The organism is Heyndrickxia coagulans 36D1, from assembly GCF_000169195.2.
GTDB classification, from domain to species: Bacteria; Bacillota; Bacilli; order Bacillales; family Bacillaceae_C; genus Weizmannia; species Weizmannia faecalis.
The window spans coordinates 1,697,972-1,713,112 of record NC_016023.1; the positions used below are offsets into that span (position 1 = coordinate 1,697,972).

12 protein-coding genes and 2 pseudogenes are annotated in these 15,141 nt (G+C 45.9%); 12 read left to right on the plus strand and 2 right to left on the minus strand.

Annotated elements, in window-relative coordinates:
• Positions 1 to 24 precede the first annotated feature (24 nt).
• On the minus strand, positions 25 to 810 hold the full coding sequence (locus tag BCOA_RS25335; RefSeq protein ID WP_014096871.1) for an IclR family transcriptional regulator: 786 nt from the start codon (positions 808 to 810) through the stop codon (positions 25 to 27).
• A 235-nt stretch (positions 811 to 1,045) separates the two neighbouring features.
• Here BCOA_RS25335 and BCOA_RS25340 point away from each other — a divergent pair.
• The 10 genes and pseudogenes from BCOA_RS25340 (at position 1,046) to BCOA_RS25380 (ending at position 12,122) form a co-directional block, all read left to right on the plus strand.
• Positions 1,046 to 2,400 (plus strand): annotated as a pseudogene (locus BCOA_RS25340) (MFS transporter).
• 263 nt (positions 2,401 to 2,663) lie between these two features.
• The gene (locus BCOA_RS25345; protein WP_307190091.1) at positions 2,664 to 4,451 is read left to right on the plus strand and encodes a PucR family transcriptional regulator; all 1,788 of its coding nucleotides are present in this window, start codon (positions 2,664 to 2,666) and stop codon (positions 4,449 to 4,451) included.
• Complete coding sequence (locus tag BCOA_RS35650; protein WP_307190092.1) at positions 4,369 to 4,839, plus strand: helix-turn-helix domain-containing protein; 471 nt, start codon at positions 4,369 to 4,371, stop codon at positions 4,837 to 4,839. Before BCOA_RS25345 ends, BCOA_RS35650 begins: the two co-directional genes overlap by 83 nt.
• A 266-nt stretch (positions 4,840 to 5,105) precedes the next feature.
• Positions 5,106 to 5,978 carry a 3-hydroxyacyl-CoA dehydrogenase family protein gene (locus BCOA_RS25350; RefSeq protein WP_014096873.1) on the plus strand — a complete coding sequence of 291 codons (873 nt, stop codon included), beginning with the start codon at positions 5,106 to 5,108 and terminating at the stop codon, positions 5,976 to 5,978.
• Positions 5,975 to 6,754 carry an enoyl-CoA hydratase/isomerase family protein gene (locus BCOA_RS25355; RefSeq protein WP_014096874.1) on the plus strand — a complete coding sequence of 260 codons (780 nt, stop codon included), beginning with the start codon at positions 5,975 to 5,977 and terminating at the stop codon, positions 6,752 to 6,754. The genes BCOA_RS25350 and BCOA_RS25355 overlap by 4 nt, the downstream gene beginning before the upstream one ends.
• Positions 6,755 to 6,765: 11 nt before the next feature.
• Positions 6,766 to 7,941 (plus strand): acetyl-CoA C-acetyltransferase, encoded by a 1,176-nt coding sequence (locus BCOA_RS25360; RefSeq protein ID WP_014096875.1) that lies wholly within the window; start codon positions 6,766 to 6,768, stop codon positions 7,939 to 7,941.
• Between the two features lie 341 nt (positions 7,942 to 8,282).
• Positions 8,283 to 9,872 carry a class I adenylate-forming enzyme family protein gene (locus BCOA_RS25365; RefSeq protein ID WP_041818275.1) on the plus strand — a complete coding sequence of 530 codons (1,590 nt, stop codon included), beginning with the start codon at positions 8,283 to 8,285 and terminating at the stop codon, positions 9,870 to 9,872.
• A 4-nt stretch (positions 9,873 to 9,876) separates the two neighbouring features.
• Positions 9,877 to 10,290, plus strand: coding sequence for an acyl-CoA thioesterase (locus BCOA_RS25370; RefSeq protein WP_014096877.1), 414 nt, complete (start codon positions 9,877 to 9,879; stop codon positions 10,288 to 10,290).
• A gap of 17 nt (positions 10,291 to 10,307) precedes the next feature.
• Positions 10,308 to 11,538, plus strand: a pseudogene (locus tag BCOA_RS25375) (FAD-dependent monooxygenase).
• 26 nt (positions 11,539 to 11,564) lie between these two features.
• Complete coding sequence (locus BCOA_RS25380; protein ID WP_014096878.1) at positions 11,565 to 12,122, plus strand: hypothetical protein; 558 nt, start codon at positions 11,565 to 11,567, stop codon at positions 12,120 to 12,122.
• Positions 12,123 to 12,628: 506 nt separating this feature from the next.
• On the opposite strand, the gene BCOA_RS25385 is transcribed toward BCOA_RS25380, so the two are convergent.
• Positions 12,629 to 13,414: an IclR family transcriptional regulator gene (locus tag BCOA_RS25385; RefSeq protein WP_014096879.1), complete on the minus strand. Its 786-nt coding sequence runs from the start codon at positions 13,412 to 13,414 to the stop codon at positions 12,629 to 12,631.
• A gap of 268 nt (positions 13,415 to 13,682) precedes the next feature.
• Between BCOA_RS25385 and BCOA_RS25390 the strand changes: the two genes are divergently transcribed.
• Positions 13,683 to 14,630 carry a fumarylacetoacetate hydrolase family protein gene (locus BCOA_RS25390; protein ID WP_014096880.1) on the plus strand — a complete coding sequence of 316 codons (948 nt, stop codon included), beginning with the start codon at positions 13,683 to 13,685 and terminating at the stop codon, positions 14,628 to 14,630.
• The gene (locus BCOA_RS25395; protein WP_014096881.1) at positions 14,630 to 15,127 is read left to right on the plus strand and encodes a DinB family protein; all 498 of its coding nucleotides are present in this window, start codon (positions 14,630 to 14,632) and stop codon (positions 15,125 to 15,127) included. The genes BCOA_RS25390 and BCOA_RS25395 overlap by 1 nt, the downstream gene beginning before the upstream one ends.
• Positions 15,128 to 15,141 lie beyond the last annotated feature (14 nt).

Sequence of the window (15,141 nt, forward strand, 5' to 3'; positions counted from 1 at the left end):
ATAGATTCCGTAAAGTTTTTGCGGTTAAGATTCCTCCGCTGGTGACTGTCCCGACTCATATCCGAATTCAGCTGAAATTTCAAGGCTTTTTTGCAAAAGGTAACGACTGGATTCCTCTTCTGCCCGTAATGGAACCGTATCCCCAAGACCAACAATGACAACTGCACCGAGCAGATGGCGATCGTAATTAAAAATTGGAATGGCAGCTGATGAAATTGATTTTGCCAGGGCATCTTTGGCAAATGAAATGCCTTCTTTTTGAATGGCTTTAAGCTTCTCCCTCAGATTACTCCTCTCATCAGGAACCATGTTGGCAATGCCCTTTCCAATCCATTCTTCAATCATTGGCCCTTTTTTATAGGCGGCAAAAAGCATCCCGGCTGCTGAATGAACAGGAAGAATGGTTCCTACCTGCCCGCCGAGATTGAGTCCGGCCCGGCTGTGTATCATTTTTACGATCATCGGGCCGCCATGCGTCCATACGGCCAGCAAAGTCGTCTCCCCGAAAGTATGATTAATTTCTTCAAGATAATATGCAGTTTTGGCCACAATATCTTCCTGGTTGACTGCGGCCATACCGTATTGGATCAATGTGCTTCCGGGGGAGTATAACCCGGTTTCTTTATTCCGGTGAATGGCACCAATGGAAATCAGTGTATTTAAGTATTTATACAGATTGCTTTTTGTAATATTTGTACGGGCATGAATTTCATTAAACTTAATCGGTTTGCCATGCTTTACAATCACATCAATGATAGAAAAACCAACAAGGAGGGATTGGATTTTAACAGTTGTTTTTGCTTCAGACATAAGGCAAGCATCCTTTTTGCCGATGTTATTTCTCTCTATTTTAGCATTCTTAGAGGGGTACTAAAAGAGAATGCTGTTAATGGTTCCAACAAGTTGTTTAAAACGGCAGGAACGATTTCCTACAAATCAGATGTAAAAGTTTATTTAACAAATTGTTAAAATTCAATTAAATAAATAAAAGGCAGTTGAATCGATGCATTTTATAAGCATTTACTATTATATTGGGAGGTAAAAAATGAAATTTGTGAATCCAAACCGGGTTATTGATCAAAGCCGTTTCCACTCTTTTCACGGATTGCTGGTTTTTTGGCTTTTTTTGCCATTATGTTTGATGGGTATGACGTTGTGGTATACGGCGCGACTGTTCCTTCTTTAATCAAAGAATGGGGAATTTCGGATGTTTTAGCTGGTGCGATTGGCAGCTATACGGTAATCGGGACAGCAGTCGGTGCGATCGCGTTTGGTGTTCTTGCGGATAAAATGGGTAGGAAGAATGTCATTATTTTTACGACGGTTCTTTTCAGTTTGTTTATGTTTCTATCCGGGTTTGCGCAAGGGCCGGTAATGTTTACGGTATTTCGCATTCTCGCCGGCGTCGGCCTGGGAGGGGTTATGCCGAACGTTATTGCATTGGCAACTGAATTTTCCCCGAAATATATCCGGTCTGCAGTCGTGTCCTTTGTATTTTGCGGTTACTCTGCCGGCGCCATTGCAGCCGCATTAACAACACGGGCATTGCTTCCTATAGCCGGTTGGGAAGCGGTTTATTGGATAGAGGGCTTGCCGCTTCTTTTAACGCCATTTTTCATCAAGCATCTCCCGGAATCGATCAGTTTTCTTTTAGCAAAAGGGGATGAAGAAAAAGTGAGGCAGGTTCTGCGGAGAGTGAACCCAAGTTTAGATGAGACAGTTTCTTTACAATACGAAGAAGTTCCGTTTAAGGAGAAAGGCTCTCCGGTTGTCAAGCTGTTTGAACAAAAGCGTGCTTTTAGTACTTGCATGTTCTGGGTTTCCTGCTTCAGTGCATTCGTATTGATTTACTCCATGAATACATGGCTTCCCCGCCTCATGATGCAGGCCGGCTATGATTTAAGTTCCAGTTTGGTTTTTACCGCTGTGATGCAGGTTGGAGCCATCGCGGGAACCCTTGTATTCGGACCGCTCGTCGATAAACTTGGCTTTAAAAAAGTGCTTGTGCCTTTATTCTTTGTCGGCGCACTGTCGCTTTCTTTTATCGGCTTCAGCAACAGCACCGTTCTTGCACCCGGTTTAATTGCTATCGTGGGTGCGGCTTCTGTAGGTGTTCAAAATTTATCCAATGCCTTTGTTTCGCAATATTATCCTGTCCAAATGCGGTCAACCGCTTTAGGCAGCACAATGGCATTTGGCAGGATAGGAGGAATCATCGCGCCCACATTTGTCGGATTTTTGCTCTCATTGCAGCTTTCTCCGCAATACAATTTTTCGGCCATTGCCGTAGCGGCAGTCCTTGGAGGGCTTGCGATGCTTTTCGTCCAGGAGAAGTATGGGGTGCACGATCATGCCGGGGAGCAGGAAAAGTTGGATTCAGAAATAAAAGCGACACATTAGCCGTTTACACAAAATGGGCAGGGAAAAGAGGTTCCCTGTCCGTTTGCTCATTTTTAGCAGTAAATTCAGATAATAAATAATGGTGTGACAAGCTCCACGGTATTCTATACAATAAAGTTAGCGTTTCCATCGCGAAAGAGCCGGCAAAAAGTTAAAAGTCGGGGACAGTATTGCACAAAAAGAACACGCGTTTTACAGGAAAGGCTTGAATGTGTACAAAGCGTCAAAAACGAGCCGTGAAAATTCAAAAGGAGGGGAGGATCGTGCATGACATTAAGCTGAACAGGCTGATGAAAGATGTGGAGGAGCATTTAAGAAATACATCGCGCCAGTTAATCCAATTTGATACGGAAGAAGAAGCGCTTCAATATTTGACGAATTATTTTCATGCAGCAATAAACTTTGATTTTGTAGGGGTTGCATTAATCGAAACGGACGCTTTGATCTGCAAGGCCTGGAGCGGAAAACTGGATTCGATTGCCGCCGCATTCCCGATACCGGTTGGACGCTGTACGCCGAAACTGCTGGCCCAGAATTTAACTTCGCAAAAGGACGGGGATGAAAACTGCCTGCTTATCAGCAAATTAAAAGAGATGGGGGCAAAAACGTGGTTTACCGTTCCGCTGGCGGAAAAAAACCATCCGTTCGGGCTTTGCATTTTCGGGTATGACCATTATGTCCCCCTCCTTGACCTCGAACAGTCTTTTGAGGAGTTTGGAAAAGACATCGCCGTCATTTTAAAAATGGTGAAGCAAAAAGAAATGCAATCAAAAAGAATAAAAGGGATGGAGTGGATCAGCCAGAGCCTTTCCTTGGAAAAACCGTTCGAAAATTATATTGCGGATTTAACCTCAAAGGCAGGCCTGTGGACAAAAGCGGATTTTGCCTGCATTTACGCCTATAGCGAGAAAGAAAACAGCTTTGTTTTTCAACCCCCGGCCTACGGGAAGATGGACTACCCGAAAATCATTCCGATGGATAATTACCGTTTAAAAGATACCTTTCCTTATCTTGAAGAACCGGGAAGCAGCCAGCTGACTATCCCACTTGTTGTGAACGTCAAAACAGTAGGGGTGCTGCATATTGAAAAAAAGTATTCCGGCCGATTTACGGAAGAAGACCTGGCCGTGCTGGACTTTCTTTCCCAATATATTGCAGCCCTGCTTGAAAATGCCCGGCTTTACAACAATGAAAAAGAACGCAAAAACCGATTGCTCAGTCTTCTCGACTATGAGCAAAAGCTGATCAAAGAAACCGTTAAAAATGAAAGTTTCGATGCGATCCTCTTTGCGTTCGCGGAAATTTTTAAAAGCTCTATTGTGTTATTTGATCAGTTCATGCAACCAATTGCCATTCAAACCATAAGCCCAGAAAAACCGGTTAACGTTACAGCGCTCGCACAGGAGGCGAAAAAGCTAAAAAAATCTTTTAAAGATGGATTTACGGTTCAAAACCCGGATGAATCTGTTTTTTCCTTTTGGCGGATCAGCGCTGAAAACCGCCTGCTCGGATTTTTGGCAATAGGAAGAAATCCGGATGGTTTCGATGAATTTGACCGGCTTACCGTTGATTTGTCCAAAAATATATGCTCGATCCAATTTATGAAGCAGCGGCTCGTCCTCGAAGCGAAAGAGCAGGAAAAGGACAGTTTTGTCAGCCAGATCTTAACCGGTAAAATCAAAAATAAAAAGTCCGTCCTGCAATATGCCAATTTTTTGCAGTGGGATTTATTTAAAAGTCACCGAGTTGCTGTTCTATCCATTGCGCCGGACGGACAAAAGGAAGATCAGACGGCACAAATATGGGATTTTATCAAATCAAAATTGCTGGAGTGGGACAAAGACATCCTAACGGCAAGCGTGGAAGGCATGTTTATTGTCATTGCCCCGGCAACACGCGAAAAAGGGCATGACTGGCCAGCCTTGCATGAAAAAATGGAACATTGGGCAGCGGATGAATGGAAAAACTGTGCGCTGTTTATGGGAATCGGGTCTGAAACAAAATGTAGAAGATTATCAAGAAAGCTTCAAACAGGCATTGCAGGCGCATAAAGTCGTAAAGGCTCGCCTGCGAAAGGAAAAATTCGCTTTTTTTGAAGCGCTCGGTTCCTATACCATTCTGCATCATCTGAACAACCCCACTGCCATTGACTTGTTTTTAAGAAAACAGCTGGGTCCTTTAATCGAGTATTCTGATTCAAAAAGCATGAATCTTTGCCACACACTGGATGTGTATTTAAAAAATAACGGGAACGTCAACAGCACCTCAAAGGAGTTGTTCATGCACAGAAGCTCGCTGCTCTACCGGCTTGAAAGAATTGAGTCGCTGTTGAACATTAGGCTGAATGACTCGGAAACGCGCTTCAATTTGATGATGGCCCTTAAGTTATATGAGATGTACGGATATCGTAAAAAACGTCTTCCCGATGAAGACGCTTAAACAGAGATGGACACCTTTTTAGATGAAAGGTGTTTTTTCTTTGAAAAAACCTGTCACAGACAAGGATCCAAAAAGGCAAGCGTTTTAAACGGTTTGTTTTTGACAGTACGGCCTAGCCGATCAGGAACGCTGGAAGGCGGAAACACTCCTACAAAGTGTAGGAAAAGTTTTAAAAAAACCATACAGTCTGCAGGTACCCATCCAAATCGAAAAGGCTTACAATGAATTAACAGAAAGTTAAGTATAATAGGATGGGAGATAAAAATATGTCAATTCAAACCATTGGGGTAGTAGGCGCCGGTTCAATGGGATCCGGCATTGCCAATTTAGCAGCCATGAAGGGATTCCAGGTCATTTTACGGGACATTGAAGACCGTTTTCTTGACGGCGCTTTGGCGAGGATGGACCAATTTATGTCCAAAAGTGTTGCAAAAGGAAAAATGACGGAGACGGAAAAACAGGAAACGCTTGCGCGAATCCGGACGACAACCAATCTGGATGACATGAAAGATGCCGATATTGTCATTGAAGCTGTCCTTGAAGACTTGGAATTGAAGAAACAAGTATTCTCGCAGCTTGACGGGATTGTCCCAGACCATGTCATTCTTGCTACAAATACGTCTTCGATGTCGATTACGGAAATCGCCTCCGCCACCACCCGGCCTGATCGCGTTGCAGGCATGCATTTTTTCAATCCGGCCCAGTTGATGAAACTCGTGGAAGTTGTTAGGGGTTTCAACACGAGCGATGAAACGGTGGAAGAATTGAAAACGTTATCCAAATCGCTATCGAAAGAACCGGTGGAGGTGAAAAAAGACTCTCCCGGCTTTATTGTCAACCGCATTATGATTCCGCAATTTATCGAAGCCATTAAAATTTTGGAAGAAGGCGTGGCAACGGCGGAAGATATCGACAAGGCGGTAAAACTTGGGCTGAACTATCCGATGGGGCCGTTTACGCTGCAAGATTTTGCCGGCGTTGATATCGGCTACCATGTCATGAATTATTTAAAAGAAGAGTTGAACGACCCGCATTTTGCACCACCGCTTTTGTTAAAACAGCTCGTAAAAGCGAACCGGCTCGGGAAAAAGACTGGCGCGGGATTTTATGATTACAACAAAGAGGAGGTCAAAGCGTGAGTCATCAATATTTGCTATGCGAAAAAGAAGAGTCGGTTGCAGTCGTCACAATCAATAGGCCGCCTGTCAATCCGCTCAGCACACAAGTATTCCAGGAGTTATCGCATATTTTTCATGAACTGGATGCAGACGATGAAGTACGCGCCATTGTCCTGACCGGAAGCGGGGAAAAAGCGTTTGTGGCCGGCGCCGATATTAATGAAATGGCCGGGCTTGACCTTGTCGGTGTGAACAAAATGAATAAAATGTCGCGGGCGGTTTTTACCCAAATCGAAAATACATCGAAACCGGTCATTGCCGCGTTAAACGGCCTTGCATTGGGCGGCGGTTTTGAACTTGCACTTGTCTGTGATTTGCGGATCAGTTCCGAAAAAGCTAAATTTGCTTTTCCGGAAGCCGGCCTCGGGATTATTCCGGGCGGCGGCGGTACCCAGCGCCTGCAAAAAATCGTCGGGCAGGGGGTCGCAAAGGAGTTGCTCTACTTCGGGGAGATGATAGACGCAAACCGTGCGCTTGCGCTGCATATTGTGAATAAAGTTGTACCGCCAGATGAAGTGCTAGATACAGCGAAAGAGTGGGCCCGGAAACTTGCACAGAAGCCGCCGGTCGCAATGCAAATGCTAAAAACAGCAGTCAATGCCGGCTCGAATACCGATATAGAAACCGGGCTTACGATTGAAGCGGCCTGCTTTGGCAATGCTTTTTCCACCGAAGACCGAAAAGAAGGATTAAACGCTTTTGTTGAAAAAAGGAAACCGGCTTTTTCTGGCAGATAGGGGGGGATCAGATGACCGATATTGTACTGCTTGAAGGCGCAAGAACGCCGTTTACAGAGCTTTCGGGTTCATTGCGCGAAATCACGGCCACCGATCTGGGGGCGATTGCGGCAAAAGAAGCCATTAAAAAATCGAATATTTCAGCTGAAGAAATTGACCATGTCGTCTTCGGCAATGTACAGCAATCGAGCAAAGATGCCCATTTGCTCGCAAGGCATGTCGGCTTGAAGGCAGGAACGCCGATTGATGTGCCCGCTATTACGATTAACCGGCTGTGCGGGACGGGGATTGAAGCGATCGTAACAGCGGCGCGTTATATTTTAACCGGGGAAGCGGAAGTCGTTCTTGCCGGAGGAACGGAAAATATGAGTCAGGTGCCGCATGTCATTCGGGGCATGCGCTGGGGCAGCCCGCTCGGTTCCCCGAAAGTGGAGGACTGGCTGTGGGACGGTCTGTATGATACATACGGGGACTGCACGATGGCACAAACGGCCGAGAACCTGGCGGCAAAATACGGGATTACGAGAGAAGAAATCGACCAGCATGCCCTTTCCAGCCACGAACGGGCGAAACGGGCACGGGAAAAGGGGTACTTGCAGGAAGAGATTGTGCCGGTGACGGTAAAAGGGCGGAAAGGGGACATTGTCGTGAAAGACGATGAACATATCCGCGACACGAGCATGGAGCAGCTCGCCCGGCTGAAACCGAGATTCATAGAAAACGGCGTGGTCACAGCAGGGAATGCAAGCGGGATGGTGGACGGCGCCGGTGCAGTGGTAGTGGCATCAAGCGACTATGCGGGGCAAAAAGGCTTAAAGCCCATTGCCCGCCTTGTGTCCTGGAACGTTGTCGGCGTGGAGCCGAAATATATGGGGATTGGCCCGGTTCCGGCAATCCGAAACGCTTTAAAGAAAGCAAAGCTTACGATAAGTGATCTAAATTTAATTGAAATCAATGAAGCCTTCTCTGCACAGTATTTGGCGTGCCAGAAAGAACTCGGTTTTGATCTTGAGATGGGGAATGTGAACGGCGGTGCGATTGCGCTCGGGCACCCGCTTGCAGCAAGCGGCACGAGGATCACCACTGCCCTGATATATGAAATGCGCAGGCGAAAACAAAAGTACGGTGCTTCCGCCGTGTGCATCGGCGGCGGGCAAGGAATCGCAGCAGTTTGGGAAGCCTTGTAATTTTTAGCTGAAGGAGGAGCGCATAGGACAGGTTCAGACGCTTGCACAAGCCGGCCGTAAAAAGGCAGCTGCTATTTTTGGGAGGGTCAAAAAACACTTGGCTTATGTTGCAGATTTGATTTGCGTTTTTGAGAAGCACAAAAGGACGCTCCGCAACGATTTGTCTTTAGCAGGAGTCCCCAAAGACATTTGGTTTGCATTGCGGGAATGATTTGTCTCTTTGAAAGGCACAAGCGGACAATTGGGCCAAAAACAGATCCCGATTGTTTTTTTGAAGGTTTGGCCATAATGGCGGACTTTTTGTCATGGTGCCGGTTTCTTTATTTTACATGAACAGGGGGATGGCCGTGGAGAAAGATCCGAATCTTTTCAGCGTATACGAACAATTGGTTTTTACGGCGGAAAAATACGGGCGAAAAGAAGCGATATATGATCTAAAAAATAGAGTTTCTTATTCGGCACTCTTACAAGATGTAGATCATTTCGCCAATGTACTGGCAGCAAAGGGCGTGAAAAAAGGTGACCGGATTGCCGTCAGCCTGCCAAACTGGTATGAAGCGGCTGTCATCTATTTTGCCGCAGCCAAAATAGGCGCAATTCTTGTCCCAATCAATCCGCTTTATAAATCTCATGAGTTGGAATACATTCTCGATAATGCAGCACCTGTTCTTTTAATTGCTTCCGAAAGTTTGGAAAAAAACCTTGGCTTCCAACAATCTTTACAATGGGTAAAAGAATCCATTACCGTACGGTTCCCGCTGATGGGTTTTCCTTCGTTTGATGAGTATACCGGTGGGGCGGCAAGCTATAGATCCGTCCAAAAGACGAAAATAGACGCGGATAATGATGTCTTTTGTATTTTATATACATCCGGCACGACCGGCAAGCCAAAAGGTGTCATGATCACACACCGGGCAGTAGTCCAATCTGCCCGTACCATTGCATCCGTCTTGAAATGCACGGATCAGGATGCCTTTATCATCTCAGCCCCGCTTTTCCACATATTTGGGCTGGCGATTAACCTGGTTTGCGCCATTTCCGCCGGAGCTCGGATCCTGTTGCAGGAAAAATTCCGGGCGGAGCAAACGTTGAAACTGATTGAACAGGAGAGCATAACCGTTCAGCAAGGGGTCCCAACCATGTTTTTGAAACAATTGGAAGTGGAAAATTTGGAAAATTATAATCTTTCTTCGCTTCGAACCGGGATTGTCGGTGCCTCCCCTATTCCTCCCAACAAAGTCAAAGAAATCAGGGAGAAAATGGGAATGGAACTGAATCAGTCTTTTGGCATTACAGAAGCCGTGACTGTCACTTCTACCACCTTTGAAGATGATGAAGATAAAATTTTGGAAATACTTGGCCGGCCAATCCCCGGTGTCGAACTGAAGATTGTCAATGACAAAAGGGAGACGGTTCCGCATGGTGTGGTCGGAGAGATTGCTGTTAGAAGCTTTGCGGTTATGAAAGGGTACTATAAGATGCCGGAACAGACGGACCAGGTGCTTGACAGCGAAGGCTGGTTCTATACAGGAGATTTAGGCATGCTCGATGAGGATGGCTATCTGAAATTTGTCGGCCGGAAAAAGGAAATGATTATCCGCGGCGGATTTAATATTTACCCACAGGAAATTGAAGCCGTCTTGTCGAAGCATCCCTATATCCTTGAGTCTGCGGTAATTGGATTTCCGGATGAAGTGCTGGGTGAAATTGTATGCGCTGTCATTCGTCTCAAAGAAGGGGCGGATTGTTCGGAGGAAGACATCCTCACCTATTTGAAAGAGTGGATTGCGATTTATAAAGTCCCACAGCGCATTTTGTTCACACAGGATTTTCCAACGACGGCAAGCGGCAAAATTCAAAAAGTCAGACTCCGGGAGCAGCTGCTGAAAACCGCTGTTCAAAGCAATCCAAAATCACTGGAAAGGAAGTGAATCCATGCCGGCCATATACCGATTTGATGTGAAATGGGGCGATACGGATGCGGCAGGGATTGTGTTTTACCCGAATTTTTACAAATGGATGGATGAAGCGACACATCATTTTTTTGCCACAGCGGGGTTTCCATCGTCCAGATTATTGGCTGAACGGCAAACGATCATCCCACTTCTCGAAGCCCACTGCCAGTTTAAAAGTTCGCTTTTATTTGAGGATGAGGTAGAAGTGCAAAGCGAAATACAAGAACTGCGGAAAAAAGTCTTTAAAATCGGCCACCGCTTTATAAAAGACGGACAGCCGGTTGCAGAAGGGTATGAAATCAGAGCGTGGGCCCATTTCAATGAAAAGCCGAAAGCCTTCCCGATTCCTGAAGATATCAAAGAAATATTGCTTGCCGGGACTTCAAATCGATAAAAAGGAGACATGCAACGATGGGAGAAACGAAAAAAACGGATGTGGTTGTTGTCGGCGCCGGGCCGGTCGGACTGGTGGCCGGCCTTGCTTTAAAAGAAAAGGGCATTTCGTCTGTTGTGATTGAAGCAGAACCGTATGGCAGGCCCCGCGCCGGAAGCAGGGCCATCTATTTGCACAATGCAACGTTAAAATTGCTTGAAGAAACATCAAAAGGGCTAGGTTTTACATTGGCACGGAACGGGATTATTTGGCCGGTGAAACGCACGCTTTATAAAGGCAAACAAGTGTATGTGCGCAACTACGGTGTGACCGACAACAAAGACCCGCATCATCTGCCGCATTTTACATCGCTCCACCAGCATGAAATTGAAAAATATCTGTATGAGGCGTGTGTACATGCCGGCGTTGAATTTGTGTGGGGGGAACCGGTCCAAACCATGGATATTTCAAAAAGCGGTGTCCGCTTGGTAACGGAAAACGGCAATGTATGGGAGGCGGAATATGTGATCGGCTGTGATGGCGCACGCTCGGTTGTCAGAGAACAGGCCGGCCTCCGGTTTGAAGGACCACGGACAGCGGATACATTTATTGTCGTCGATGTCAAGGAAGATCCGGACAATCCACTTCCACTAGAACGGACTTTCCATTACCAGCACCCGGCTATGGGAGGACGAAATGTCATGTTTGTGCCGTTTAAAGACGGCTGGCGAATTGATCTCCAATTGCTTTCTTCCGACAAGCCGGAAGATTACATGGGCGTTGAAAATGTAAAAAAAATGGATGCCGAAAGTGATGGACCCTAAATATGCAGACAGCATTACATGGGTTTCTTCGTATCGTTTCCATCAGGTGGTCGTAAATGCATTTACGGACGAGCACCACCGTGTTCTGTTGGCAGGAGAAGCTGCCCACCTGTTTGCTCCATTTGGCGCGCGCGGCCTGAATTCCGGTGTGCCGGATGCCGTGATTGCTGTCCGCGGCATTGAAAAGGCGCTTTCCGCTTCTTCCGAGGAGGAAAGAAAAGCAGCCATCGCCGCATCTGCCAAGGAACGCAGAATTGCCGCGCTTTGGAACCGGGACGGCTCTTCAACGGCGTTACACCATTTGCAAGGGGATTCGCGCGAAATGAATATGAAACGGGAAATTGCCGCATCGCTCGTTTCTGTCGTGCCGAGTATGGGGAGATGGCTGGACGAGGGGCCATATGGGCCGAAGTTCGGACCGCCAGAACTGACAACAAAATATTAAATCTTCAGGCGAAAGGAGTGTGCACCATGACGGTTGCCGAAGTCATCAGTGAAAAAAAGTACGGATCGCTTGCCCGATCTGTAAATGAGATGATTGCACGCCTTGTCTCTGTTCCGTGGTACAGCAATGCCGGTAGGGAGAATCCGTATGCGGAGCAGAAAATAAAGGAATTTGCCGCCTGTTTCGGTACTCGGAAACTGGATGTGAAGTGGATCTCAAAAGAAAAACTGGGGGATACGGCTAAACAGCTTACATTTGAAGGATGTGAGCTATGGAATGTTTTAAAAGACATTCCGGATCAATTAAAAGTAAAAATAGACGCTCAAGGCAAGGGGAAAATTTTGGAAGACGTTGTGTATAAAATGCCGGAAGCCATTTTTCACCGTACATTTGATCAGGCTTTTGCCATTTTCGGGGACCGGGAAACAGTACAATTTTTGATTGGGCATGCCCTGTACATCAGCTTGCTTTACTGCTTGTATGAACTGGCAGAAAAGGAAAACCCGGTTTCCTTTTTGCTGGACATTTTGGAAGCAGGCAATATTCCGCTTGGGCCGGATGGGAATATCTTTTATCTCGTCTGATTTCTAGTGCTGGTTTGGGGATGGAAGGAACAGCAATTTGCATGGTGACTACTTTTACAGCAGGCAACAGAGCTGCGATATTTTGTTCATTTTATACAGATAAAATTCCGCCCGTTTTATGTGATGTGCCACTGTTCATCTGTTGACCTCCATGATTGTCATTTTCTCCCTTTCATCCCTATCCGTGTAAAAAATTTCGTGTTCTGTTACCGGGAAAAACCCGTCTTGCTTTCACTATTGCCCGTTCCCATTCCCAAACCAAGAAAAAGTTTGCTTTTTTTCTCAAGACGGGTAAAAATTCATATTTGCACATCCCCCCAAATCAGAAATCGCTTACAATTTTTATCAAAATAGAAAACTCTGTTCTCTATTTTGATTATATTTGAAGGTTTATCGCATAGCAAGTCTATTTTGTATAACAATCAGAAAAAACAAAATAGCAGGGGTTACCCTGCTATTTTGACATGCATATTGGACCAGCCAAGTGTTTTTCCGGGAGAATGCTTTTATTTGGAAGGGGTCACGGGATCCTCGCTGTATCCGAATGCCTGTGACACTTGAAATCCTGTCTTTTTAATGTCTGTGATAAATACCGCATCCTCCTCTTCCGCCGAGGGAATCTGTTCCGAGAAGCCGACAACCGCGATGGCGCCAAGCAAGGTTTTCTTATAATTAAAAACCGGGATGGCGATCGAGGAGACTGAAGTTAAAATCGGCTCTTTCGCAAAGGCGATTTTCTGTTTACGGACAGACCGGATTTCTTTTTCCAAATCCGCCTTCACGTTGTGGTCCAATTTTGCCGATTCCCGCTCCTTCCACTCCCCGATAGTGGCCTGATCCATAAAAGCGAGAAAAATTTTTCCGACAGCGGAAGCGAGCGGTGGAATGGTGCCAATTTGTGCCCCAATATTAAACCCCGGATTGCTGTTGACAAGTTTGATGATCATCGGTCCCTCTGGCGTCCAGACTGCAAAAAGCGTGGAGCAGCGTGTTGCATGATTGAGTTTTTCGAGAAAAGGCACGACCCTGTCCAATACATTTTCCTGATCCACTGCAGCCATGCCGTATTCAATCAATTTTGGCCCGAATGTATAAAGGCCGGCGTCATCTTTGTATAAAATGCCGAGTTGGACAAATGTATTTAAATATTTGTACAAATTGCTTTTTGTAATGCCGGTTAATTCCTGAATATCGGAGAATTTTAACGGCCTTCTTTGCTTTGACAGGGCATCCAGAATACTGTTCCCAACTTGGAGCGATTGAATGGTCGAGCCGTTTTTGATGATATCCATGAAAAGGCCTCCTATAATTTTCAAAAAAGTGGCAGACAAAACCCATTATAGCATGGATCATGTTAACGTGTGTTTTATCGTTTGAAAAAATCAGAATAGAAAGTATTGACAACCGAATCGTCTACCTTGTATCATATAAGTGAACATTGATTACTAATGTTATAATACGAAAAAGGGAAGAATGGATGCAAATGTTTGATTTGCCTTCCAATTCAATATGCCCAACTAAAAATGTAACCGTGTACAAAATATGAATGGGGATGATGGGATGAAACTTTTGACCTTCCGTTCTGAAGGTGTGGCCAGAATTGGCGCTTACGCAGATGGGCTTGCTGTAGATTTACATACGGCTTTTACGGCACTTTTGGAATCAAAGGGGAAACTCCGCGCCCGTCAGATTGCGGAAGCTTATATTCCAAATGATATGAACGGATTTCTAGAGGGCGGTAAAGAAAGCATGGAGTACGCAAAAGAAGCGGTGGACTATGCCTTGAAAGTAAAGACAGATAAAGAAAGGCGGCTTGTTTTTCCGGCTGAAGAAGTGAAACTGGAAGCGCCTGTACCGAAACCGGGGAAAATGATTTGCGTCGGGCACAACTACAAAGAGCATATTCTTGAAATGAAGCGGGAACTGCCTCCGTATCCGGTTGTGTTTGCCAAATTTGCAAATACGGTCATCGGGCCGCAGGATGATATTCCGTTCTTCCCGATCTCGGAGCAGCTGGATTACGAAGGGGAATTTGCTTTTGTCATCGGAAAAAAGGCAAGAAATGTTTCACAGGAAGAGGCACTCGACTATGTTGCCGGCTACACGATTGTCAATGATGTCACGTACCGGGATATTCAGCGCAGAACATTGCAATGGCTTCAAGGTAAATCGGTGGACGGCACAGCGCCAATGGGGCCATGGCTTGTTACGGGTGATGAACTCACTGATCCGTCCGGCCTTGAAATGGTTGTTACTGTCAACGGGGAAGAAAGGCAGCATACGAATACAGCCAATCTTGTTTTCACAGTCCCATACTTGGTTGAATTTTTGTCAAACTTAATGACACTTGAACCGGGCGATGTCATTTTAACCGGAACGCCCGGGGGAGTCGGATTTGCCCGCGATCCGCAAGTGTTCCTGAAAGACGGGGATGTGGTCCGGATTGAAATTGACAAAATCGGTGCCCTTGAGAACAAAGTGAAAAAAACGACTGAGGTGATGGTGTAATGGCAATTCCGTATATGGAAAACGCAATCCGGTCTGTGCACAAATCGCTTGATCAGATCATTAAAACGGCGGAGGGGCTTTCCGAAGACATCATCCGCAAAAAACCGAGTGAAGAAGAATGGTCGATCATGCAAATCCTATGCCATGTCCTGGAAGTCGGGCCTTACTGGATGGGGGAAATTGAAAAAATCAAAGAAAATCCGCAGATCAAATGGGGTCGCGGGCTGAACGACGAAGCGCGGCTTGAAGCCGTGAACACAACAGACAGCCAGTCCGTTTCAGAAGTTTTGGCGGGACTCCGCAGCTTAAAAACCGAGCTTTCCGGCCGGCTGGAAAAACTGGATGAAGACACCCTGCAGATCGAAGCGGAAAGCAAAAATCCGAACTTTGGGACCAAGCCGGTTTCGTTTATTGTCGATCACTTAATTGTCGAACATATTGCCAAACATTACGGGCAGATCAACCGGAATTTATCAAAATTTCATATTAATCAATAAAGGGGAGAAGATGA

Coding starts and splice junctions, on each gene's coding strand:
- BCOA_RS25335 (WP_014096871.1), bottom strand. CDS start 810: ATGTCTGAAGCAAAAACAACTGTTAAAATCCAATCCCTCCTTGTTGGT.
- BCOA_RS25350 (WP_014096873.1), top strand. CDS start 5,106: ATGTCAATTCAAACCATTGGGGTAGTAGGCGCCGGTTCAATGGGATCC.
- BCOA_RS25360 (WP_014096875.1), top strand. CDS start 6,766: ATGACCGATATTGTACTGCTTGAAGGCGCAAGAACGCCGTTTACAGAG.
- BCOA_RS25365 (WP_041818275.1), top strand. CDS start 8,283: ATGGCCGTGGAGAAAGATCCGAATCTTTTCAGCGTATACGAACAATTG.
- BCOA_RS25370 (WP_014096877.1), top strand. CDS start 9,877: ATGCCGGCCATATACCGATTTGATGTGAAATGGGGCGATACGGATGCG.
- BCOA_RS25380 (WP_014096878.1), top strand. CDS start 11,565: ATGACGGTTGCCGAAGTCATCAGTGAAAAAAAGTACGGATCGCTTGCC.
- BCOA_RS25385 (WP_014096879.1), bottom strand. CDS start 13,414: ATGGATATCATCAAAAACGGCTCGACCATTCAATCGCTCCAAGTTGGG.
- BCOA_RS25390 (WP_014096880.1), top strand. CDS start 13,683: ATGAAACTTTTGACCTTCCGTTCTGAAGGTGTGGCCAGAATTGGCGCT.
- BCOA_RS25395 (WP_014096881.1), top strand. CDS start 14,630: ATGGCAATTCCGTATATGGAAAACGCAATCCGGTCTGTGCACAAATCG.